This is a genomic window from Streptomyces sp. NPDC058257 (genome assembly GCF_042881845.1).
Lineage (GTDB): Bacteria > Actinomycetota > Actinomycetes > Streptomycetales > Streptomycetaceae > Streptomyces.
In genome coordinates, this window is the sequence record NZ_JBHVXJ010000003.1 from 1 (window position 1) to 22,244 (window position 22,244).

At 70.1% G+C, this 22,244-nt stretch carries 19 protein-coding genes; 11 read left to right on the forward strand and 8 right to left on the reverse strand.

The features are described from left to right. Positions 1 to 265 precede the first annotated feature (265 nt). Together meaB and ACFVXC_RS08925 are read right to left on the reverse strand one after the other, a co-directional pair. A complete protein-coding gene (meaB, locus tag ACFVXC_RS08920) occupies positions 266 to 1,222 on the reverse strand; it encodes a methylmalonyl Co-A mutase-associated GTPase MeaB (protein WP_389903070.1) in 957 nt (318 codons plus the stop codon). Between the two features lie 79 nt (positions 1,223 to 1,301). After that, on the reverse strand, positions 1,302 to 2,504 hold the full coding sequence (locus ACFVXC_RS08925) for an acetyl-CoA C-acetyltransferase (RefSeq protein ID WP_389903073.1): 1,203 nt from the start codon (positions 2,502 to 2,504) through the stop codon (positions 1,302 to 1,304). A gap of 136 nt (positions 2,505 to 2,640) precedes the next feature. Here ACFVXC_RS08925 and mce point away from each other — a divergent pair, with 136 nt between their 5' ends. The 7 genes from mce (at position 2,641) to ACFVXC_RS08960 (ending at position 12,580) form a co-directional block, all read left to right on the forward strand. Further along, positions 2,641 to 3,081: a methylmalonyl-CoA epimerase gene (gene mce, locus ACFVXC_RS08930; protein WP_389903076.1), complete on the forward strand. Its 441-nt coding sequence runs from the start codon at positions 2,641 to 2,643 to the stop codon at positions 3,079 to 3,081. Positions 3,082 to 3,386: 305 nt separating this feature from the next. Further along, entirely contained in the window at positions 3,387 to 7,271 is a 3,885-nt protein-coding gene (scy, locus tag ACFVXC_RS08935; protein ID WP_389904373.1) for a polarized growth protein Scy, read from the forward strand. 182 nt (positions 7,272 to 7,453) lie between these two features. Further along, positions 7,454 to 8,389: a cellulose-binding protein gene (locus ACFVXC_RS08940; protein ID WP_361833664.1), complete on the forward strand. Its 936-nt coding sequence runs from the start codon at positions 7,454 to 7,456 to the stop codon at positions 8,387 to 8,389. A 112-nt stretch (positions 8,390 to 8,501) separates the two neighbouring features. Further along, the gene (locus tag ACFVXC_RS08945) at positions 8,502 to 9,506 is read left to right on the forward strand and encodes an ABC transporter ATP-binding protein (RefSeq protein WP_389903079.1); all 1,005 of its coding nucleotides are present in this window, start codon (positions 8,502 to 8,504) and stop codon (positions 9,504 to 9,506) included. Between the two features lie 3 nt (positions 9,507 to 9,509). Further along, on the forward strand, positions 9,510 to 10,280 hold the full coding sequence (locus tag ACFVXC_RS08950; protein ID WP_389903082.1) for an ABC transporter permease: 771 nt from the start codon (positions 9,510 to 9,512) through the stop codon (positions 10,278 to 10,280). A gap of 141 nt (positions 10,281 to 10,421) precedes the next feature. After that, entirely contained in the window at positions 10,422 to 11,642 is a 1,221-nt protein-coding gene (locus ACFVXC_RS08955; protein WP_389903084.1) for an ABC transporter ATP-binding protein, read from the forward strand. 101 nt (positions 11,643 to 11,743) lie between these two features. Then, positions 11,744 to 12,580 (forward strand): ABC transporter permease, encoded by an 837-nt coding sequence (locus tag ACFVXC_RS08960; protein WP_389904375.1) that lies wholly within the window; start codon positions 11,744 to 11,746, stop codon positions 12,578 to 12,580. A 37-nt stretch (positions 12,581 to 12,617) separates the two neighbouring features. Here ACFVXC_RS08960 and ACFVXC_RS08965 read toward each other — a convergent pair whose 3' ends face one another. Continuing rightward, a complete protein-coding gene (locus ACFVXC_RS08965) occupies positions 12,618 to 12,950 on the reverse strand; it encodes an ATP/GTP-binding protein (protein ID WP_389903087.1) in 333 nt (110 codons plus the stop codon). A gap of 210 nt (positions 12,951 to 13,160) precedes the next feature. Between ACFVXC_RS08965 and ACFVXC_RS08970 the strand changes: the two genes are divergently transcribed. Beyond that, a complete protein-coding gene (locus ACFVXC_RS08970; protein WP_389903089.1) occupies positions 13,161 to 14,213 on the forward strand; it encodes an LLM class flavin-dependent oxidoreductase in 1,053 nt (350 codons plus the stop codon). Positions 14,214 to 14,280: 67 nt separating this feature from the next. On the opposite strand, the gene ACFVXC_RS08975 is transcribed toward ACFVXC_RS08970, so the two are convergent. Then, entirely contained in the window at positions 14,281 to 14,673 is a 393-nt protein-coding gene (locus ACFVXC_RS08975) for an SCO5389 family protein (RefSeq protein ID WP_361181384.1), read from the reverse strand. Between the two features lie 212 nt (positions 14,674 to 14,885). On the opposite strand from ACFVXC_RS08975, the gene nucS reads away from it, so the two are divergent. Continuing rightward, complete coding sequence (gene nucS, locus ACFVXC_RS08980; protein WP_389903092.1) at positions 14,886 to 15,557, forward strand: endonuclease NucS; 672 nt, start codon at positions 14,886 to 14,888, stop codon at positions 15,555 to 15,557. Positions 15,558 to 15,657: 100 nt separating this feature from the next. Here nucS and ACFVXC_RS08985 read toward each other — a convergent pair whose 3' ends face one another. The 4 genes from ACFVXC_RS08985 to ACFVXC_RS09000 all read right to left on the reverse strand — a co-directional run bounded on the left by ACFVXC_RS08985 (position 15,658) and on the right by ACFVXC_RS09000 (position 20,576). Then, positions 15,658 to 18,147, reverse strand: coding sequence for an ATP-binding protein (locus ACFVXC_RS08985; protein ID WP_389903094.1), 2,490 nt, complete (start codon positions 18,145 to 18,147; stop codon positions 15,658 to 15,660). Between the two features lie 305 nt (positions 18,148 to 18,452). Then, a complete protein-coding gene (locus ACFVXC_RS08990) occupies positions 18,453 to 18,776 on the reverse strand; it encodes an STAS domain-containing protein (RefSeq protein WP_160507247.1) in 324 nt (107 codons plus the stop codon). Positions 18,777 to 18,938: 162 nt separating this feature from the next. After that, positions 18,939 to 19,787: a 3-hydroxyacyl-CoA dehydrogenase family protein gene (locus tag ACFVXC_RS08995; RefSeq protein WP_389903097.1), complete on the reverse strand. Its 849-nt coding sequence runs from the start codon at positions 19,785 to 19,787 to the stop codon at positions 18,939 to 18,941. Between the two features lie 147 nt (positions 19,788 to 19,934). Beyond that, positions 19,935 to 20,576, reverse strand: a complete 642-nt coding sequence (locus ACFVXC_RS09000) for a TetR/AcrR family transcriptional regulator (protein WP_389903099.1) — start codon at positions 20,574 to 20,576, stop codon at positions 19,935 to 19,937. A 102-nt stretch (positions 20,577 to 20,678) separates the two neighbouring features. Here ACFVXC_RS09000 and ACFVXC_RS09005 point away from each other — a divergent pair, with 102 nt between their 5' ends. Together ACFVXC_RS09005 and ACFVXC_RS09010 are read left to right on the forward strand one after the other, a co-directional pair. Beyond that, entirely contained in the window at positions 20,679 to 21,461 is a 783-nt protein-coding gene (locus tag ACFVXC_RS09005) for an ABC transporter ATP-binding protein (RefSeq protein WP_389903101.1), read from the forward strand. Between the two features lie 26 nt (positions 21,462 to 21,487). Next, positions 21,488 to 22,243, forward strand: a complete 756-nt coding sequence (locus ACFVXC_RS09010) for an ABC transporter permease (RefSeq protein ID WP_389903103.1) — start codon at positions 21,488 to 21,490, stop codon at positions 22,241 to 22,243. The last annotated feature ends 1 nt before the right edge of the window (position 22,244 follow it).

The window sequence follows — 22,244 nt, forward strand, 5'->3', positions numbered from 1 at the left end:
GCCCCGCAGGGATCTCCCTGCGGGGCCCGCCCGCGTTGCGGGTGCACACTGAACCGCCGCTTCGCGACGGATATTTTCCCGCCCACCCACCCGAGCACCCCGGGTAATCGGTTGGGTGGGCGGGAGAAAATCTCCGCGAAGCGGCGGCTAGTCCGTCGCCGGAACCAGAGGGCCCCGTAGGGCCAGCCAGGCCCGCCAGGCCTGCGCGCAAGCCGCCGAGCTGCCGAGCCGCCGAGCCGCCTGCGTAACCGAGGTGGCCGCCCCCTCAGCTCGCCGTCAAGTTGTCGATCAGTTCGTCCGCCGCCGAGTACGGGTCGGTCTCCCCCGCCACGATCCGTTCCGCGAGGGCCGAGAGACGTGCGTGGCCGCGCAGGTCCCCGATCCGCTCCCGCAGGGCCGTCACCGCGATCGTCTCCACCTCGTGAGCGGCACGTGCGGCGCGCCGCTCGGCGAGTACGCCCCGCTCCTCCATCCACGCCCGGTGCTTCTCCAAGGCCTCGACGACCTCGTCGATGCCCTCGCCCCGCGCGGCCACCGTCTTCACGATGGGCGGGCGCCAGTCACCGGCCGCGCGGGACTCTCCGAGTCCCAGCATGTGGTTCAGTTCGCGCGCGGTCGCGTCCGCGCCGTCCCGGTCCGCCTTGTTGACGACGTACACATCGCCGATCTCCAGGATCCCGGCCTTCGCCGCCTGGATCCCGTCGCCCATGCCGGGGGCGAGCAGCACCACCGACGTGTCCGCCTGCGATGCGATCTCCACCTCGGACTGGCCCACTCCGACCGTCTCCACGAGGATGACGTCGCAGCCCGCCGCGTCCAGGACCCGGATCGCCTGCGGAGCCGACCACGCGAGGCCGCCGAGGTGGCCGCGCGTCGCCATGGAGCGGATGTAGACCCCGGGGTCGGACGCGTGCTCCGACATCCGGACCCGGTCGCCGAGCAGCGCGCCCCCGGAGAAGGGGGACGAGGGGTCGACGGCCAGGACGCCGACCCGCTTGCCCGTCCTGCGGTACGCGGACACGAGCGCCGACGTCGAAGTCGACTTGCCGACACCGGGGGATCCCGTGAGGCCCACCACGTACGCGTGGCCCGCCAGTGGAGCGAGCGCCGCCATGACTTCGCGGAGCTGCGGTGACGCCCCCTCGACCAGTGAGATCAGCCGGGCCACGGCCCGTGGCCTGCCCTCGCGGGCCTGTGCCACCAGGGAGGGGACGTCCTGCATGTCAGACAGCTCCGTTCCTAGACGTAGACGTAGAGGTAGGTAGACGTACCCGCGCGAAGCGCGTCAGGCCCTCAGGCCCTCAGGCCTTCGCCACCTTCACGATCAGCGCGTCACCCTGCCCGCCGCCACCGCACAGCGCCGCCGCGCCCACGCCGCCGCCCCGCCGCTTCAGTTCGAGGGCGAGGTGCAGCACGACGCGTGCGCCGGACATCCCGATCGGGTGACCCAGGGCGATGGCGCCGCCGTTGACGTTCACCTTCTCCGAGGAGACCCCGAGGTCCTTCATCGACTGCACCGCGACCGCGGCGAAGGCCTCGTTGATCTCGATCAGGTCGAGGTCGGCGACGCCGAGGCCCTCCTTCTTCAGGGCGTGCTGGATCGCGTTCGACGGCTGCGACTGGAGCGAGTTGTCCGGGCCCGCCACGTTGCCGTGTGCCCCGATCTCCGCGAGCCACGTCAGGCCGAGCTCCTCGGCCTTGGCCTTCGACATCACCACGACCGCCGCGGCGCCGTCGGAGATCTGCGAGGACGTGCCCGCCGTGATCGTGCCGTCCTTGGCGAAGGCCGGGCGCAGCTTGGCGAGGGACTCCGTGGTCGTCTCGGCGCGGATGCCCTCGTCCTTGGAGAACAGGACCGGGTCGCCCTTGCGCTGCGGGATCTCGACCGGGGTGATCTCGGCCTCGAAGGTGCCGTTCTTCTGCGCGGCGGCGGCCCGCTGGTGCGAGGCGGCGGCGATCTCGTCCTGCTCGGGGCGTGCGATGCCCAGGCGGGTGTTGTGCTTCTCCGTGGACTCGCCCATGGCGATGTTCTCGATGGAGTCGGTCAGGCCGTCGTACGCCATGGAGTCGAGCATCTCGATGGCGCCGTACTTGAAGCCCTCGCGCGACTTCGGGAGGAGGTGCGGCGCGTTCGTCATCGACTCCTGGCCGCCTGCGACGACGATGTCGAACTCGCCCGCGCGGATCAGCTGGTCGGCGAGCGCGATCGCGTCGAGCCCGGAGAGACACACCTTGTTGACGGTGAGCGCGGGGACGTTCATGGGGATGCCCGCCTTGACGGCGGCCTGACGCGCCGGGATCTGCCCTGCCCCGGCCGTGAGGACCTGCCCCATGATCACGTACTGCACCTGGTCGCCACCGATGCCGGCCCGGTCGAGCGCGGCCTTGATCGCGAACCCGCCCAGGTCCGCGCCGGAGAAGGACTTCAGGGAGCCGAGCAGGCGGCCCATGGGCGTTCGAGCGCCCGCGACGATCACTGAGGTGGTACCGGTCGTTCCAGACATGTGCCACGGCCCCTTGGGAGGAGGAGTTAATGAGGGTTTACTTGAATGTACTGAGCGGTACGCCGCGCGTCACCGGGCGCTCGGTGTGATCGCGCGCACGTTGCGTAATCACCGCCGGAAGGGCTGCACTTAGACCATGCTGACGCGAATCGATCACATCGGGATCGCCTGTTTCGACCTCGACAAGACCGTCGAGTTCTACCGGCAGACGTACGGCTTCACGGTGTTCCACACCGAAGTCAATGAGGAGCAAGGCGTGCGCGAGGCCATGCTCAAGATCAACGAGACGAGTGACGGCGGCGCCTCCTACCTGCAGCTCCTCGAACCCACTCGCGACGACTCCGCCGTGGGCAAGTGGCTGAAGAAGAACGGCGAGGGCGTGCACCACATCGCCTTCGGCACCGCGGACGTGGACGCCGACGCCGCCGCCGTCAAGGAAAAGGGCGTACGCGTCCTTTATGAGGAGCCCAGGATCGGGTCCATGGGATCCCGTATCACCTTCCTGCACCCCAAGGACTGTCACGGTGTACTGACCGAACTGGTCACCTCGGCAGCTCAGGAGTCACCGGAGCACTGACCTCCGCATACTTGGGCCGGTAAGGTTGGGGTCGGCCGTCCGAAGTATGGGCGGCCGGTCGTCCGTACGCTGGGCGACCGTTTGCCGGGGTCCGGGTTTCGGGGGACGAGCGTCAGGGCAGCGGCCCACACTCTGCTGTTGATCTGACACCATTCCCCATGAGCCCCGTTCGGCGGATGGACAGGGCTCTTACGAAGAGGCTTGCGACCAGAGTGGGGTATCCCCTGCTCGATCGAAGTTGAGCTTGGAGTGGGGTATCCCCTGCTCGAACGAAGTTGAGAGCCTGGGGAAGGATGGACCGCGCAGTGCGGGGCTACGAACGCCAAGAGAGCTCGCGGGCTGAGACGGACCATCTTTCGCGGTTCGAGGCCGAGATGGACCGGCTGAAGACCGAGCGAGAGAAGGCTGTTCAGCACGCCGAAGACCTCGGCTACCAGGTCGAGGTGTTGCGCGCCAAGCTTCACGAGGCGCGCCGCAACCTCGCGTCCCGCCCTGCCTACGACGGCGCGGACATCGGCTATCAGGCCGAGCAGTTGCTCCGTAATGCCCAGGTTCAGGCCGACCAGCTGCGCCAGGACGCCGAGCGGGAGCTGCGCGACGCCCGTGCGCAGACCCAGCGCATCCTCCAGGAGCACGCCGAGCAGCAGTCCAGGCTCCAGTCCGAGCTGCACTCCGAGGCGGTGTCACGCCGTCAGCAGCTCGATCAGGAGCTGTCCGAGCGCCGCCAGACCGTCGAGTCGCACGTCAACGAGAACGTGGCATGGGCCGAACAACTCCGTGCGCGTACGGAACAGCAGGCGCGCCGCCTGCTCGACGAGTCGCGCGCCGAGGCCGACCAGGCCCTCGCCGCCGCCCGCGCCGAGGCCGAGCGGGTGGCCGAAGAAGCCCGCCAGCGCCTGGCGAGCGACGCAGAGTCGGCCCGCGCCGAGGCCGAGGCGACCCTGCGCCGTGCCCGCGCGGACGCCGAGCGCCTCCTGAACGCCGCTTCCACGCAGGCGCAGGAGGCCACCGACCACGCGGAGCAGCTGCGCTCCACCACGGCCACCGAGTCCGAGCAGGCGCGCCGCCAGGCGAGCGAGGCGGGCCGGGCCGCCGAGCAGCGCATGGCGGAGGCCGAGACGGCTCTGCGCGAGGCGCGCGCCGAGGCCGACAAGGTCGTCGCCGAGGCGAAGGAAACCGCGTCCAAACAGCTGTCGGCCGCCGAGGGCGCCAACGAACAGCGCACGCGTACGGCCAAGGAGCAGGTCGCGCGCCTGGTCGGCGAGGCGACGAAGGAAGCCGAGGTCACCAAGGCCGAGGCCGAGCAGCTCGTCACCGACGCCAAGGCCGAAGCCGAGCAGCTGATCAAGGACGCCTCCGAGAAGGCGCGCACGATCACCGCCGAGGAGACGGCCGGCCAGCTCGCCAAGGCCGCCCGCACCGCGGAGGACGTACTCGACAAGGCGTCCAAGAACGCCAAGGAGACGACCAAGACCGCCACCGAAGAGGCCGAGCGGATCCGCACCGAGGCCGAGACCGAGGCGGACCGGCTGCGCGCCGAGGCGCACGACATCGCCGAGGAGCTCAAGGGCACGGCGAAGGACGACACCAAGGAGTACCGCGCCAAGACCGTCGAGCTGCAGGAGGAGGCGCGCCGCCTGCGCGGCGAGGCCGAGCAGCTGCGGGCCGACGCGGTCACCGAGGGCGAGCGGATCCGCAGCGAGGCCAGGCGCGAGGCCGTCCAGCAGATCGAGGAGGCGGCCAAGTCCGCCGAGGAGCTGCTCGCCAAGGCGAAGGCCGACGGCGATGAGCTGAAGACGGCGGCGGCCGCCGAGAGCGACCGGGTCCGCTCCGAAGCCGTCGAGCGCGCCACGACCCTGCGCAAACAGGCCGAGGAGACCCTGGAGCGCACCCGCGCGGAGGCCGAGCGGCACCGCGAGGAGGCCGCCGAGCAGGCCGAGACCACGAAGTCCGAGGCGAAGGACGCCGCGCGGGCCCTGCACGAGGAGACCGAGCGGGCCATAGCGGCACGTCAGGCCGAGGCCGCCGACGAGCTGGCCCGCCTGCACACGGAGGCCGAGGAGCGTCTCGCCTCCGCCGAGCAGGCGCTGACCGAAGCCCGCGCCGAGGCCGAGCGGCTGCGCAAGGAGGCGTCGGACGAGACGGACCGCCTCCGCACGGAGTCCACCGAGCGGATCCGCACCCTCCAGTCGCAGGCCGAGACCGAGGCCGAGCGGCTGCGCACCGAGGCCGCAGCCGACGCGTCGCAGGCGCGCGCCGAGGGCGAGAACGTCGCCGTGCGGCTGCGCACGGACGCCGCCGCCGAGGCCGAGCGCCTCAAGACCGAGGCCCAGGAGTCGGCCGACCGCCTGCGCTCCGAGGCCGCAGCCGCCGCCGAGCGTGTGGGCACGGAGGCCGCCGAGGCGCTGTCCGCCGCCCAGGAGGAGGCCGCGAGGCGTCGCAGGGAGGCCGAGGAGACCCTCAGCTCCGCGCGCGGCGAGGCCGACCAGGAGCGCGAGCGGGCCCGCGAGCAGAGCGAGGAACTGCTCGCCACCGCCCGCAAGCGCGTCGAAGAGGCCCAGGCCGAGGCCGTCCGCCTCGTCGAGGAGGCCGACCGCAGGGCGACCGAGATGGTCTCCAGCGCCGAGCAGACCGCGCAGTCCGTACGGGATTCCGTGTCGGGCATGCAGGAGTCGGCGCAGGAGGAGATCGCGGGCCTGCGCAGCGCCGCCGAGCATGCCGCGGGGCGTACGAAGACCGAGGCGCAGGAGGAGGCGGACCGCGTCCGCGCCGACGCCTACGCCGAGCGGGAGCGCGCCGCCGAGGACGCGGGCCGCACCCGGCGCGAGGCCAACGAAGAGGCCGAGGCCGCCAAGTCGCTTGCCGAGCGCACCGTTTCGGAGGCGATCTCGGAGGCCGAGCGGCTGCGCTCGGACGCTTCCGAGTACGCCCAGCGTTCGCGCACGGAGGCCTCGGACACGATCGCGTCGGCCGAGCAGGACGCGTCCCGCACCCGCGCCGACGCCCGCGAGGACGCCAACCGCATCCGCAGCGACGCGGCGAGCCAGGCCGACCAGCTGATCGGCGAGGCGCGCAGCGAGGCGGAGCGGCTGCAGACCGAGACGGTCGCGGAGGCCGACCGGCTGCGGACCGAGACGACCACCGAGGCCGAGCGGGTACGCGCGGAGTCGGTGGCCAAGGCCGAGAAGCTCATCTCGGACGCCACGGGCGACGCCGAGCGGCTTCGCGCGGACGCCGCGGAGACGGTCGGCTCCGCCCAGCAGCACGCCGAGCGCATCCGGTCCGACGCCGAGCGCGTGAAGGCGGAGGCCGCCGCCGAGGCCGAGCGGCTCACGTCGCGGGCGCGGGACGAGGCCGAACACACCCTGGACGAGGCGCGCCAGGCGGCCAACAAGCGCCGCTCCGAGGCGGCCGAGCAGGTCGACACGCTCATCACGGAAGCGGTGTCCGAGGCCGAGAACCTCACCAACGACGCCCAGGAGAAGGCGCTCAAGGCCACCACGGAGGCGGAGGCGCAGGCCGACACGATGGTCGGCGCGGCCCGTACGGAGGCCGAACGGCTTGTCTCCGACGCGACGGTCGAGGGCAACTCCCTGGTGGAGAAGGCCCGTACGGACGCGGACGAACTGCTCATCGGCGCCCGCAGGGACGCGACGGCCATAAGGGAACGCTCCGAGGAGCAGCGCGACCGCCTCACCGCCGAGATCGAGGAGCTGCACGAGCGTGCGCGCCGCGAGTCCGCCGAGGCGATGAAGTCCGCGGGCGAGCGATGTGACGCCTTGGTGAAGGCCGCGGAGGAACAGCGCGCCGAGGCCGAGGCGGCGGCCAAGGAGATGGTGTCGGACGCGAGTTCCGAGGCCGGCAAGGTGCGGATCTCCGCCGTGAAGCGGGCCGAGGCGCTGCTCAAGGAGGCCGAGACGAAGGTGGCCGAGCTGGTGCGCGACGCCGAGCGCGTCAAGGCGGAGGCGGAGGCCGAGGCCGAGCGCACGGTTGACGAGGGCAGACGCGAGCTGGAGGTTCTCGTCCGGCGCCGTGAGGACATCAACGCCGAGATTTCCCGTGTCCAGGACGTGTTGGAGGCGTTGGAGTCTTTTGAGGCCCCACCGATCGCCGGGGCGAAGGACGGTGGCGTCAAGGCCGGTGCGGCGGCGGGGTCAACTCGATCGAGTGGCAAGCCGTCTGAGGGGTAGCCAAAGAACATCCGCCGTGCTTGTAAAGGACCTTCGGCACTGTCGCTGGCAAGTCCTCTGGCGGTTAGCCACTCAAAAGGGGTGTCATTCTCCAGATCAAACGGGCATCCGCTCGATGACACGCCGCTTTGACCCCTAGGATTCCCCCTATCACCTCACCGGTCTCATTCGACAGGAACCCCATGAGCGACACTTCCCCCTACGGCTTCGAGCTTGTGCGGCGTGGGTACGACCGCGCTCAGGTGGACGAACGTATCTCCAAGCTCGTCTCCGACCGTGACAGCGCTCTCGCTCGTATCACTGCTCTGGAAAAGCGCATTGAGGAGCTGCACCTCGAGACGCAGAACGCGCAGGCACAGGTAGCCGACGCCGAACCGTCGTACGCGGGCCTCGGTGCCCGCGTCGAGAAGATCCTCCGCCTCGCCGAGGAGGAGGCGAAGGACCTGCGCGAGGAGGCCCGTCGCGCAGCCGAGCAGCACCGCGAGCTCGCCGAGTCGGCGGCCCAGCAGGTGCGTAACGACGCCGAGTCGTTCGCGGCCGAGCGCAAGGCCAAGGCGGAGGACGAAGGCGTCCGGATCGTCGAGAAGGCCAAGGGCGAGGCCGGCACGCTGCGCAGCGAGGCTCAGAAGGACGCGCAGCAGAAGCGCGAGGAGGCGGACGCCCTCTTCGAGGAGACCCGCGCCAAGGCCGCCCAGGCCGCGGCCGACTTCGAGACGAACCTCGCCAAGCGCCGTGAGCAGTCGGAGCGTGACCTGGCCTCGCGTCAGGCCAAGGCCGAGAAGCGTCTCGCGGAGATCGAGCACCGTGCGGAGCAGCTGCGCCTCGAAGCGGAGAAGCTGCGTACGGACGCCGAGCGTCGCGCCCGTCAGACGGTGGAGACCGCTCAGCGTCAGGCCGAGGACATCGTCGCCGACGCGAACGCCAAGGCCGACCGGATTCGCAGCGAATCCGAGCGGGAGCTCGCGGCGCTGACGAATCGTCGCGACTCGATCAACGCGCAGCTCACCAATGTGCGGGAGATGCTGGCCACGCTCACGGGTGCGGCCGTCGCCGCCGCGGGTACGCCCGCCGACGACGAGCCCGTCTCCCGCGGGGTTCCGGCTCAGCAGACCCGCTGATGTCGTAGGGACCCGCGGACCGGTTGTGGCTGGTCGCGCGGCTCCCCGCGCCCCTTACGGGAAGCCCCCTGCCCAAGTGGCAGGGGGCTCTGTCCCGTTTTAGCGTGGCCGCATGATCGAGCTCGAGGGGCTGACCAAGCGGTACGGCGAGAAACTGGCCGTCAACGACCTCACCTTCACCGTGCACCCTGGTGTCGTCACCGGCTTCCTCGGGCCGAACGGCGCGGGCAAGTCCACGACGATGCGGATGATGCTCGGGCTCGACAACCCCACGGCGGGTGCCGCGCGGATCGACGGCAAGCGGTACGCCCAGCTGAAGGACCCGCTGAAGTACATCGGCGCCCTGCTCGACGCCAAGGCCATGCACGGCGGGCGCAGCGCCTTCAACCACCTCCTCTGCCTCGCGCAGAGCAACGGCATCCCGCGCGCCCGCGTCCACGAGGTCCTCGACACCGTCGGCCTGACGCAGGTCGCCAAGAAGAAGGCCAAGGGCTTCTCGCTCGGCATGGGCCAGCGGCTCGGCATCGCGGGCGCGCTGCTCGGCGACCCCGAGATCCTGATGTTCGACGAGCCGGTCAACGGACTGGACCCCGAGGGCATCCACTGGATCCGGAACCTGATGAAGTCCCTCGCCTCGCAGGGCCGTACGGTCTTCGTCTCCTCCCACCTGATGAGCGAGATGGCGCTGACCGCCGAGCACCTCGTCGTCATCGGACAGGGACGGCTCCTCGCCGACACCTCCATGGCGGACTTCATCCGGCAGAACTCGCGCAGTTACGTCCGACTGCGCTCCCCGCAGCGCGAGCGCCTCTTGGACGTGCTGCACCAAGAGGGCATCACCGCCGTCGAGGCGGGCAACGGCACCCTCGAAGTCGACGGCACCCCCTCGGAGGATCTCGGCGAACTCGCCGCACGCCATCAGCTCGTACTCCATGAGCTCAGCCCCCAGCAGGCCTCGCTCGAAGAGGCCTTCATGCAGCTCACCGCGGAGTCGGTGGAGTACCACGCGCACACCGATCACGCCGACCGCGCGGCCACTGGTGCCGCCCCGCCTCCCCCCGAGCAGGCCGAGGGCTGGGGCGGGAGCTGGCAGCAGCAGCAGAAGAAGGGGGCCTGAGCGATGGCCGCGACGCAGGTACTGAAGTCGGAGTGGACCAAGATCCGCTCGGTCTCGTCGACCGTGTGGACGCTGGGTCTGGCCCTGGTCGTCACGGTCGGGCTCGGCCTGTTGATCAGCATTCTGGCGAAGAACGACTACGACAGCCTCAACGCCCAGGACCGGCAGGTCTTCGACCCCACCTACACCAGTTTCGCCGGTATGAGCCTCGGCCAGCTCGCGATGATCGTCTTCGGTGTGCTCGTCGTCTCGAACGAGTACAGCACCGGCATGATCCGCACCTCGCTCTCCGCGGTCCCGCAGCGTGCGACGTTCATGACCGGCAAGGTCGTGGTCGCCACCGTGCTCTGCCTGGTGGTGGGGCTCGTCACGAGCTTCATCACGTTCTTCCTCGGGCAGGCGATGCTCGGCGAGCACAAGGCCATGATCGGCGATCCGGGAGTGCTGCGTGCGGTGATCGGCGGCGGGCTCTACATGACGCTGATCGCGATGTTCTCGATGGGCGTCGCCACGATGCTGCGCAGTCCCATGCTGTCGCTCGGCATCCTGATGCCGTTCTTCTTCCTGATCTCCAGCATCCTGGGCAACGTCTCGGCGACGAAGAAGATCGGCCGGTTCCTCCCCGACCAGGCGGGCAACAGGATCATGCAGGTGAAGACGCCGCTTGACGACGACATCCCGTACGGGCCCTGGGGCGGGCTCGCCATCATGGTGGTATGGGTCGCTGTCGCGCTGATCGGCGGCTATGTGCTGCTGAAGAAGCGAGACGCGTGACGCTCCGCTGAGGTCGGAGACGGATCCGTACGCGCGAAGAGTTTGCCTGCTCTTGGCTGGAACCGTCAGCTCCCCGTTATCCTCCTAACCCTTACGGGGGCGTGTGCCCCGACGTCCTGAACCATTCGATGGGTGCGGAGAATGATCGAGGCAGTCGGCCTGACGAAGCGCTACGGCGCCAAGACAGCCGTGTACAACCTTTCCTTTCAGGTGCGACCCGGCACGGTCACCGGCTTCCTGGGCCCGAACGGCTCCGGCAAGTCGACGACCATGCGCATGATCCTCGGGCTCGACCAACCCACCACGGGCCAGGTGACGATCGGCGGCTACCCGTACCGCAAGCTCCCCAACGCTCCCCGCCAGGTCGGCGCGCTGCTCGACGCCAAGGCGGTGCACGGCGGCAGGCACGCCCGCAACCACCTCCTGTGCCTCGCGCAGCTCTCCGGCATCCCCGCCCGCCGGGTCGACGAGGTGCTCGGCGTCGTGGGCCTCCAGGAAGTGGCGAAGAAGCGCTCCAAGGGCTTCTCGCTCGGCATGGGCCAGCGCCTCGGCATCGCCGCCGCGCTGCTCGGCGACCCGCAGGTGCTGCTCTTCGACGAGCCGGTCAACGGTCTCGACCCCGAGGGCATCCTCTGGGTGCGGAACCTGATGAAGTCGCTCGCCGCCGAGGGGCGCACCGTCTTCGTCTCCTCCCACCTGATGAGCGAGATGGCGCTCACCGCGGAGCACCTGATCGTGATCGGCCGCGGGCAGCTGCTCGCGGACATGAGCGTCAAGGACTTCATCTCGAACAACTCCGCCGACTTCGCCCGGGTGCGTACGCCGGACACCGACCCCGGGCAGCGCGAGAAGCTCTCGGCCGCGCTGACCGAGGCCGGCGGCCAGGTCATGCCCGAGCAGGACGGCGCGCTGCGCGTGACCGGCCTTCCGCTCCCCCGCATCAGCGACCTCGCGCACGGCGCGGACGTCCGCGTGTGGGAGCTCTCCCCGCACCAGGCCTCGCTGGAAGAGGCCTACATGCGGATGACGCAGGGCGCCGTCGACTACCGCTCGACGGTCGACCAGCGCGCGGGGCTGCAGCAGCCCGTACAGCAGATGCCGCCCGGTGCGATGCCGCAGCAGCCGATGCCGGTGGCCGGACAGGGCCAGCCCGGGTGGTACGCGCCGCCGCCGCCCCAGCAGGGCGGCCAGCCGTTCGCGATGCCCCAGGGCGCTCCCCAGGGCGCTCCCGGGGCTCCTGGGGCCCCTGCCGCACCGCAGAGCGCGCCCAATCCGTACGCGGCCGCCCCGCAGGCGCCCGCCTCCGCCCCTGCTCCTGAGATGACAAAGCGCGCCACCGACAGCGAGGAAGCCCCCCGATGACCACGCCTCCGACTCCGCAGCCGCAGGCGCAGCCCCAGCAGGCGTACGCACAGGCCGGCGCCCCCATGCCGCAAGGTGGCCCGATGCCCCTGGGCGCCCCGATGGCTCCCCCGCCGATGGCCCCCGCGCCGCCCTCCGCGTGGCAGCAGGCGATGAACAACGCCTACACCTCACCGATCCCGGTCAAGAAGACCCACCTCGGCAACGCCCTGGCCTCCGAGTGGACGAAGATCAAGTCGGTCCGCTCGACGATGTGGACCCTCGGCGTCTTCTTCCTCCTGGTCGTCGGCATCGGCCTGCTCGTGGCCGGGAACACGCAGGACCGGGACTTCGCGGACGTGCCGTTCACGATCCCGGCGTTCTTCGGTCTCATCCTCGGCCAGATCTGCCTGATCACGCTCGGCGTCCTGGTGACGTCGTCCGAGTACGGCACGGGCATGATCCGCACGACGTTCACGGCGTCGCCGCAGCGCTATCGCGTGTTCGCCGCCAAGATCCTGATCTTCTTCGTGATCGCCTTCGTCGTCTCGGCGGGATCCATCCTGCTCGTGGGCCTGATGACATCGGGGATGCACAGCGGCCCCGAGGCGGGCGATGTCGCCTGGTCGGGCACGGTCCTCAAGGGCGGGCTCTACGTCTCGCTCCTTGGCGTCCTCGCACTCGCGGCGGGATCGATGCTGCGCCACTCGGCGGGCGCGATCACCGCGATGCTCGGCGTGGTCCTGGTGCCCGCGATCCTGCCCGTGTTCCTGATGATCTCCGAGGGCACCCGGCCCTTCGGCGAGAAGATGATGGACTACAACGCCATCAACTCCCTCGCCAAGATTTTCGAGATGGACGGGGAGGGCGGCGGCACCTCGCAGCTGCTGCTGCTCGTCGGCGTGACGGTGGCCGCGATCGTCGGCGCCTTCGCCCTTCTGGAGAAGCGCGACGTATAGCTCCGGGAACGGCCTCGGGAGACGTCAGGAACAGCCGTCAATATCTGGGCGCGTTACGGGACCGCTGCACCCGCGAGGTGCGGCGGTCCTTCGCGTTCCAGCAGGCCTTGTGCCAGTGCCTGCGCTCGTCCACGCCCGAGTGTTCGGGCCAGGCCACCACGTGCGCGACGCCGGACGGGATCTCCTGGTCGCAGCCGGGGCAGCGGTAGGTCTTGCCGACCGCGCTCGCGCCCGCGACATGGCGCAGGCTCCACTCCTCGCCCCGCCAGCTCTCGGTGGACTGGAAGCCGCCGTAGCGTCGCGCCGGTTCCCCGTCCATGCGCGGGCTGTCTTCTCCGCCGCCCTTCGGGCGGTTACGACGCGGGGACACGGGACACCTCACGGGATGTACGGGGACCAGGGTGCGGACAGCCTACGCGGCCTGCGCGGGAGCGGGCGCCCGTCACCAATCACCACAGATCCCCCCTGCATTTCGCAGAAAATCCGTCAATCTTCATGCCAAGCCGTGCCTTTGGCACGTGTCATGCGTTGTTGCCCGTAGGGGGAGTGCCTGCGTCGGCGCCAAGGAGGCAGGAGTGCGATGCGTGTAGGTAGTTTTGTTCTGGCCGCCCAGTTCCCGGGACAGGGGCAGGGGGAGGCGCTGCACCGTGCGGTGCGGTCCGCCGAGGTGGCCGAGGAGGCGGGCCTGGACTCCGTCTGGCTCGCCGAGCACCACTTCGTGCCGTACGGCACGTGTCCGTCCGCCGTGACCCTCGCCGCACTGCTCCTCGGGCGCACGCGGCACATCCGCGTCGGCACCGCGGTGAGCGTGCTGCCGACCGTTCATCCTGTCGCCCTGGGCGAGCAGGCCGCGCTGCTGCATCTGACGTCCGGCGGGCGCTTCTCGCTCGGCGTGGGGCGCGGCGGGCCGTGGGTGGACCTCGAAGTCTTCGGGGCCGGTCTCGACGCGTACGAGAAGGGGTTCCCGGAATCGCTCGACCTGCTGCTGCGGTGGCTGAGCGAGCCCCGGGTGGCGAGCGACGCGGACCGCTTCCCCTTCCGCGAGGTCACCGTGGTGCCACGGCCGCAGGAGGCGCTCGCAGGGCCGGTCGATGACACCGGGGAGAGCAGGGACGGCCCGGAGGTGATCGTCGCCTGCACCTCGCCGTCCAGCGTGCGCCTCGCGGCGGAACGCGGTCTGCCGATGCTGCTCGGCATGCATGTCGGCGACGAGGAGAAGGCCGAAATGGTGGCGTTGTGGCGTCGGCACGCGCGCGCCGCGGGGCGTACGCCGGACCAGGTCCACCGCGCCCCGCACGTGTCCGCCGGGGTCGCGCAGATCGCGGACCGGCGCCTGGACGCGGCGGAGACGCTGCAGAAGGCGATGCCGGGGTGGCTGAAGCAGGGTCTTGACGCACATGTCACGGTCGACGGCCGTACGCGGGCGATGCGGGACCCGCTCGCGTACACCGAACTGCTCTGTGGGATGCACCCGGTGGGCACCCCACAGGTGTGCGCAGACCGGATCGCGGCCACATCGGAGCGCACGGGGATCACCCGTTTCGCGCTCCTCGTCGAGGGCTCCGGCGATCTGGCGACGACGGAAGAGAACGTCCGAAGGCTCGGCGCCGAAGTACTGCCCCAGCTCGGCTGAGCCGCTGGGGAGGGCTGCCGCTCCGGTACTAGAACACCTCCCGCGTACGGAGCGGCAGCCCTGAGCGTCAGCAGTCCCGCAGCGTGGGCGACTGATTGAGCAGCTGGCCCCGGATCGAGGTGAACCGGGCGAGCCTGTCGTCCACAGACGCATCCAGCGGGAACACCGCCACACGGTGGCAGTTCTGGAAGGCGAGACGCACTCCGAAGTGGCGCTGCAGAGCGCCGCGAATCGCGTCACTCGCGAGCGCCCGCAGGAGCTGGCCGCGCGCCTGCTCGTTGGGCGGAGGCGTCTGGTTGTCGGCGAACTCGCCGCCGTCAACCTTCAGCTGGGCCACCAGGGAGCTGATCATCTCCCATGCGTAAGGCAGGGAGGTCCGGACGCAGTCGACGAATTCCGCTTCATCGACCTCGCCTCGCTCGGCCTGTTCCAACAGCGCCGGTGAGACGTCGAGCGACATGGGTTCTCCTCTCGCGCCCCCGGGGAGCGGGGGCTCACGGACAGGGAAGGAGTCCGTACACGCAGCGTGCACGCGCGGCGACCTCCTGCTTATACGTTAAGCATCCGACCCGCACTGCACCAGGAGATTGGGAACATAACCGGCCAGGATCGAACAGGCCCATCGATGGAGGAATCGCGCGCACCACCTGGGGTCGAGTAGCGTTGCGCCCCATGCGTCTCGTCATTGCCCGATGCTCCGTGGATTACGCGGGCAGGCTCACAGCCCATCTCCCGTCGGCCCCCCGCCTGATCCTTGTAAAGGCGGACGGCAGTGTCTCGATCCACGCGGACGACCGGGCCTACAAACCTCTCAACTGGATGTCCCCGCCCTGCACCTTGAAGGAGGGGAGCGGGGACGACGCGGGCGTCTGGACCGTCGTGAACAAGGGTGGCGAGAAACTCATCATCACGATGGAAGAGATCCTTCACGACTCCTCGCACGAATTGGGCGTCGATCCCGGCCTCATCAAGGACGGCGTGGAAGCACACCTTCAGGAGCTGCTCGCCGACCGGATCGAGACGCTCGGCGAGGGCTACTCACTCATCCGGCGCGAGTACATGACGGCGATCGGCCCGGTGGACATCCTCTGCCGCGACGCCGACGGGCAGACCGTCGCCGTGGAGATCAAGCGACGCGGCGAGATCGACGGCGTCGAGCAACTCACCCGCTACCTCGACCTGTTGAACCGCGACCCGCACCTGGCCCCCGTCAAGGGCATCTTCGCCGCCCAGGAGATCAAGCCCCAGGCCCGCGTGCTCGCCACGGACCGCGGCATCGGCTGCACCGTCCTGGACTACAACGCGATGCGCGGCATCGAGGACGACAAACTGCGGCTGTTCTAGGGGTTCCCGCACGGGGGTTCCTGCACAGGGGTTCTCGTACGGAGAAGGGGGCCGGGTCCTGGTGGACCCGGCCCCCTTCTCCGTACCTGCGTCAGATCGTCTACGTCGATTCGGACGCGCTGCCGCTCGTCACAGGCCCGCTCGCCGAGTTCGACGCGTCCACGGAGGACGGCGCGGAGTTCGACGACGGCGCGGAGTTCGACGACGGCGGATCCGGTGCGGGGTCCGAGGTCGGCGGCGGGGTCGTCGGCGGCGGGGTCGTCGGCGGCTTCGTCGTGGGCGGCTTGGTCGTGGGCGGCTTCGTCGTCGGGGGCTTCGTGGTCGGCGGCTTGGTCGTGGGCGGCTTCGTCGTCGGCTTGTCGCTCGGCTTGTCCGAGGTGTCGTCGGACGGCTTGCCGCTGTCGCTCGGCTTGTCCGACGGCGTGTCGCTGCCGCTCGGCTTCCCGTCGTCCGCGGTGCCGGGGATGTTGTCCGGGCCGTCGCCGCCCGGGCGGCTGGTCGAGTCCTCCGCCGGCTTGTCGGCGGTCAGGCCGCCGTCGTTCTGGTCCTCGCTCGCCGACTGTTCCGTCTTGACCTTGTCCGGCGGATTGTCGTTGTTGTTGTCGGACGTCGCACCGAGGGTCACCACGGTGCCGAGCACGGCGGCGAGGAGGGCTCCCGCGCCCGCTGCCACGAGGTTGCGCCGGGTGCCGTTGACGATGGAGCGGCGGGTCGGCGCCGGGCCCGCTCCCGCGGCGGGCGAGGCCTTGCGGGTGACCAGGGTCTCCGGCTCCGGGGGCGGTGTGGGCAGCGCGAACGCCGCCGGTACGCCGCCGGGGGGTGACGCCGACTCCTCATAGCGCGCGTCGGGCAGCTCTTCGCCCGCTGCCGGGCTCGCGGCGGGCAGCACGCCGCCCGAGCGGTCGGCGACCAGGGCGAGTGCCCTGCGGCCCGCGATCATGCCCCGCTTGTCGGCGAGCGCGCCGCGCAGGCCCACGGAGGCCTCCAGCTCGACGCGGGCCCGGTCGAGCTGGCCGCCGCAGAGCGCGAGGATGCCGAGCTCGTGGTGGAAGTACGCCTCTTCGGCGACCTCGCCCGCGGTCCGTGCCGCCTCCTGGCCCGAGCGCAGGGCACGCTCCCAGGCGCCCCAGTCGAGCCCTCCCGCGAAGGCCGGGGCGATCGTGCGGGCGAGCAGCACGGCGGCGCTGTCCTGCCCCGCCACAAGGACGCCGAGGGCCGCGAGTACCGCGTCCGCCTCGGCCACGACCCGCTCCGGGCCGACCGAGGGATGCCCCGCCCACCAGGCGTAGTGCTGGGCGGCGCTCCGGGCGCGCTCGGCGGTGTCGTCCGCGTACCCGGACGCCTCCAGCTGCGTACGCACACCGGCGGCGAGCCGGTAGTGCGAGCCGACCGCCGTGACCAGCGCGGTGGAGACCAGCTCGGCGAGGGCCGCGTCCGCGTGGGTGTCGCCCACGAGGGCGGGCAGATGCGCCTGGTGCGGCAGCTCACCGCCGAGCGCGACGGCGAACCGCAGGGTGGTGCGCGCCGACGGGCTCAGCCGCGATGCGAGCAGGGCCGCGGGCGCCGCGCCGTCGGCGAGCGAGGGCAGCGGGACCTCGCCGTCCTCGGCGCCGAAGGGCGCGTCGACAGGGGCGTCGTTGAAGTAGCCGTGCTCGTCGAAGGCGTGCGGGTCGGCGCGCAGCTGGTCGCGCTGGCGCAGCAGGGCGCCGGCCTGGACGAAGCGCAGGGGAAGCCCCTCCGACTCGAACCAGAGGTCGCCCGCCCAGCTCGCCTCGTCGTCGTTGAGGACGCGGCCGACGGCGCGCTCCAGGAGTTCGAGGCTGCCGCCGCGGCCCAGACCGCCGAGGAAGACCTCTTCGAGGTGCGAGTCGGGTGACGGCGCCGCGACGTCGGGGGTCGCGGCGATCAGGAAGGCGCACTCGGGTGTGGCGTCGAGCAGCTCTTCCAGGGCGGCGGCGCCGAACTCCAGGTCGTCGAGGACGACGACCGCGCCGATCTCGTGGACGAGTTCGAGCAGCAGGGCGCGGTCGGGGCGTTGCAGTGGGGCGTTGTAGACCACGCCGAAGAGGTCCTGGAGCACCTCGCCGGGCGTCTTGTGATACCCGGAGAGCCGAATGACGCCGTCCGGTGCGAGGTCGGCGCAGTCCTCGGCGACGGCGTTCAGGAGCGAGGTGCGCCCCGAGCCCGCGGGACCGGTGAGGCGTACCGAGCGCCCGCGTGCGAGCAGGCGCACGAGCCGCTCGCGCTCCTCCTGCCGCTCCAGGAGCGGGGGCCGGGGCAGTACGGGTCCCGGCGGCACGGGCGGCGCCGCGGCACGGCGCAGCTCGGCGCGCTCGGCGGCGGTGCGCTTGACGGGTCGGGCGGGTCGTTCGCCCGGCGGGCAGGGTTCGATCTCGCTGCCGTCGACGGGGTTCACGGTGAGCAGGAAGTCGCCCGACACGAGCTGAACGGTGCGGGCGAGTGTGGGCGCGGGCTGCCCGAAGTCCGGTGTCAGAGGATCACGTGGTGATCGCGCGGGACGCGCCGAATCGTGGTCGTCGATGATGTCGTCCTGGCCGTACTCTTCCGGTCCCCGGTTCATCGGGTCCATGGTCAAAGCCCCCCAGATGCGTCGTGTACACAGCCCCCTCCGGCCTTGTGCACACTGCGCTGTCGCTTCTGGTCCGGTGCCCCCGCTCGGGCGTCTGTCTTCGTCATGACGGTGGGCGACCGAACCCTAGACCTTTGCTCAGTATCTCCGAACGGGCGGGGTACCGCTCCGTCCGAGACGTCACAGTCTCGTGAGGATTGTGCGCGAGATGCGTTTCACACCCAGATCACCCAGATCCACAGAGACGACCCATTTGATCAGCTGTCGATCAGCTGTTGATCACTCATCGATCACACGCGTGTCGATCACACGCGAGGCAGTGATTCGACCCCGATGCCACCTTCGATGGCGAGGATCCGGTGCAGCCTGGTGGCCACGAGCAGACGTTGCATCTGGGGCGGCACACTGCGCAGCACGAGCCGGCGCCCGCACCGTCCCGCGCGTCGGTGGGCGCCCATGATGACGCCGAGTCCCGTGGCGTCCCACGAGTCGAGTTCGGACAGGTCGAGCACCAGGTCACCGGCTCCGTCGTCGACGGCCGAGTGCAGGACCGTTCGGGCGTCCGCCGCGCTGCGTACGTCGAGGCGTCCCCCGACGACCAGCTGGGCCTGGTCGCCCCTGATGTGCATATGCGCTCCCCGAGAGTGCTGAGTTTCGTGTGACGTCTGTTCCGTAAGTCGTCTGCGTATGTCACTGCAACTGACTGCCGCATGGGCAAGGAAGTTGCCGTCTGTAAGCGAACCGATACCGAATTCACTCCCAGGGGTGACCCCGCAGCCGAGGAGGAGTCGTCAGTGCTTGTAGAAGCCCTGCCCGCTCTTGCGGCCGATGTCACCGGCGTCAACCATCCGGCGCATCAGCTCGGGCGGTGCGAACTTCTCGTCCTGGGACTCCGTGTAGATGTTGCTCGTGGCGTGCAGCAGGATGTCGACGCCCGTCAGGTCGGCGGTCGCGAGCGGTCCCATGGCGTGCCCGAAGCCGAGCTTGCAGGCGATGTCGATGTCCTCGGCGGTGGCGACGCCCGACTCGTAGAGCTTCGCGGCCTCGACGACGAGCGCCGAGATCAGACGGGTCGTCACAAAGCCCGCGACGTCGCGGTTCACGACGATGCAGGTCTTGCCGACGGACTCGGCGAACTCGCGCGTGCGCTCAAGGGTCTCGTCGCTCGTCTTGTAGCCGCGCACCAGTTCGCACAGCTGCATCATCGGCACCGGCGAGAAGAAGTGCGCGCCCACGACCCGCTCCGGACGCTCCGTCACGGCCGCGATCTTCGTGATCGGGATGGCAGAGGTGTTCGACGCGAGCACGGCGTCGTCACGCACGATCCTGTCGAGCGTACGGAAGATCTCGTGCTTGACCTCAAGCTTCTCGAAGACGGCCTCGACGACGATGTCCGCGTCGGCGACGGCGTCCATGTCGGTGCTCGTCGTGATGCGCCCGAGCGCCGACTCGGCGTCCTCGGCGGCCAGCTTGCCCTTGCTCACGAACTTGTCGTACGACGCCTTGATCCCGTCGGTGCCACGGGTCAGAGCCTCATCGGTGACGTCGCGCAGAACGACGTCCCAGCCCGCCTGGGCGGAGACCTGAGCGATGCCGGACCCCATGAGTCCGGCTCCGATGACGGCAAGCTTCCGTGCCACTTTTCCGACTCCCCTACCGCTTATCACGCCTGGCTTACACGCTGTTTAGGTTTTTCCTTCCGGCGGACATTAGTCGCCGTGGGCGCGACTGTGTCGGCGAAGAGATGCGCGTCACGTCTCAAATGACGGACATCACACTGGTACGCGTCATTCGGCGTCGCGCACCGCGTAGTTGAGGACCTTCTCGCCGAGCAGGTCCTCCATCTCGTCGAGCAGCACGAGGGCATCACGTGACACTTCTGCGGGTTTACGGCACTTGACCATCTCATCGCCGATCCAGGCCATGAGCGTGCTGTGGATCCAGGAGAGCTGACCTGCCATCAGGCCGGGCAAGGGGTCGCCGTCGGCGGCGTTCGTCTCCTTGGCGAGGGTCTTCGTGAGGTGACCGAGCGCCTCCTGCTGGATCTCCCAGAGCCGGGAGCGCAGGGGGTGGGCGTCGGTGATGACCCTCATGAAGTCGGCCCAGCCCGGAAAGAGGCCGACGTGGGGCGATACGCCCTCGACGTCCGAGCGCAGTTCGCGCAGGACCGCGGCGGCGGCGGACTCCCCCGCGCGACGGCCCCGAACGTAACCGGAGAGCCGTTCGATGACGGCCTCGCCCCGGTCGAGGAAGAGGTCCTCCTTGACCGGGAAGTAGTTGTAGACCGTGTTCACGGAGACATCGGCGGCCTCCGCGACCTCCGCGACGGTCACCGTGACGAAGCCGTGCTCCAGGAAGAGCCCCGTCGCGATGTCCGAGATCCGCTGCTTGGTCTGCCGCTTCTTGCGCTCCCTGAGTCCTTCAGCCATGCGTCCACCCTACGGCCACTGGCTAGGGCGACTGAAAACTTGGAGCGCATTGAAAAATTGGTGTCATTGCAAAATTTAAGAGACTCTGTTTTTGTGGTCGCCATGGCAATCATCAGCACGGCCGGGCTCACCCGGACCTTCCGGACCAAGCGCGGCACCGTCGAGGCCGTGCGCGGCATCGACCTGACCGTCGCGCCCGGCGAGATCCTCGGCTTCCTCGGACCGAACGGCGCGGGCAAGACGACGACGCTGCGCATGCTCACCACGCTCCTGGCGCCCACTGGCGGCGCGGCCACCGTCGCGGGCGCCGACCTGGCCCGCGACCCGGCCGCCGTACGGCGCAGGATCGGTTACGTGGCCCAGTCCGGCGGCGTCGACCTCAACATCTCCCTGCGCGAGGAACTGATCACCCAGGGCCGCCTCTACCGCCTGACGAAGCCGCAGGCCACCGCACGCGCCGAGGAGTTGGCCGCCGACCTGGACCTCACCGACCTCCTCGACCGCACGTGCGCGACCCTCTCCGGCGGCCAGCGGCGGCGGCTCGACATCGCCATGGGCCTGATGCACCGGCCCGATGTGCTCTTCCTCGACGAACCCACCACGGGGCTCGACCCGGGCAGCAGGGCCGACCTGTGGGCGCTGGTGCGGCGGCTGCGCGACGACCACGGCACCACCGTCGTCCTGACCACGCACTACCTCGACGAGGCCGACGCGCTCTGCGATCGGCTCGTCGTCATCGACAAGGGCGTCGTGGTCGCCGAGGGCACGCCCGGCGCGCTCAAGCTCCGGTACGGCGGTTCCATCGACGCCTCGCTCCAGGACGCGTTCCTGGCCGTCACCGGGCGCGACCTCACCCCCAAGGACACGGCGCCGGTCGCCGTCTAAAGCCCTCGACCCCCAGGACCTCACCCATGTCTGCGTTTCTCTCCGACACCGCGCTGATCTTCGGGCGGTACGCCCGGCAGACCCTGCGCTCCAAGTTCCAGATCCTCTTCGGCGTCCTGATGCCGCTGCTCTATCTGCTCTTCTTCGGCCCGCTCCTGACCGACCTGCCGCTCGGCTCGCGCGGCGACTCCTGGCAGGTGCTCGTGCCGGGTCTGCTGCTCCAACTCGGCCTGTTCGGAGCCTCGTACAGCGGATTCGCGATCATCATCGAGAAGCAGTTCGGCGTGGTGGAGCGGATGCGGGTGACGCCGGTCAGCCGGCTCGCGCTGCTTCTGGGGCGGGTGCTCCGCGATGCCGTGCTCTTCGTCTTCCAGTCGGTGCTGCTCGTGCTCGCGGCCGTGGTGATGGGGCTGCGGGCGCCGCTCGCCGGCGTCCTCATCGGCTTCGCGTTCGTGGGCGTCCTGACGGTCGTCCTCGCGTCCCTCTCGTACGCGCTCGCCCTGCTCGTCTCCAAGGCGCACGAGTTCGGCCCCGTCATCAACGCGGTCAGCATGCCCTCGATGCTGCTCTCCGGCCTGATGCTGCCGATGGCGCTCGCGCCGGGCTGGCTGGACGTGCTCTCGCACTTCATGCCGTTCCGCTATCTCGTGGACGCGGTGCGGGCCGCCTACCTGGGCCAGTACGCGAGTACGGCGATGCTGTACGGCGTCCTGATGGCCGCCGCTCTCACGCTCGGGTCCGTGACGGTGGGCACACGTGTCTTCCGGAAGGCGGGCGCGTAAC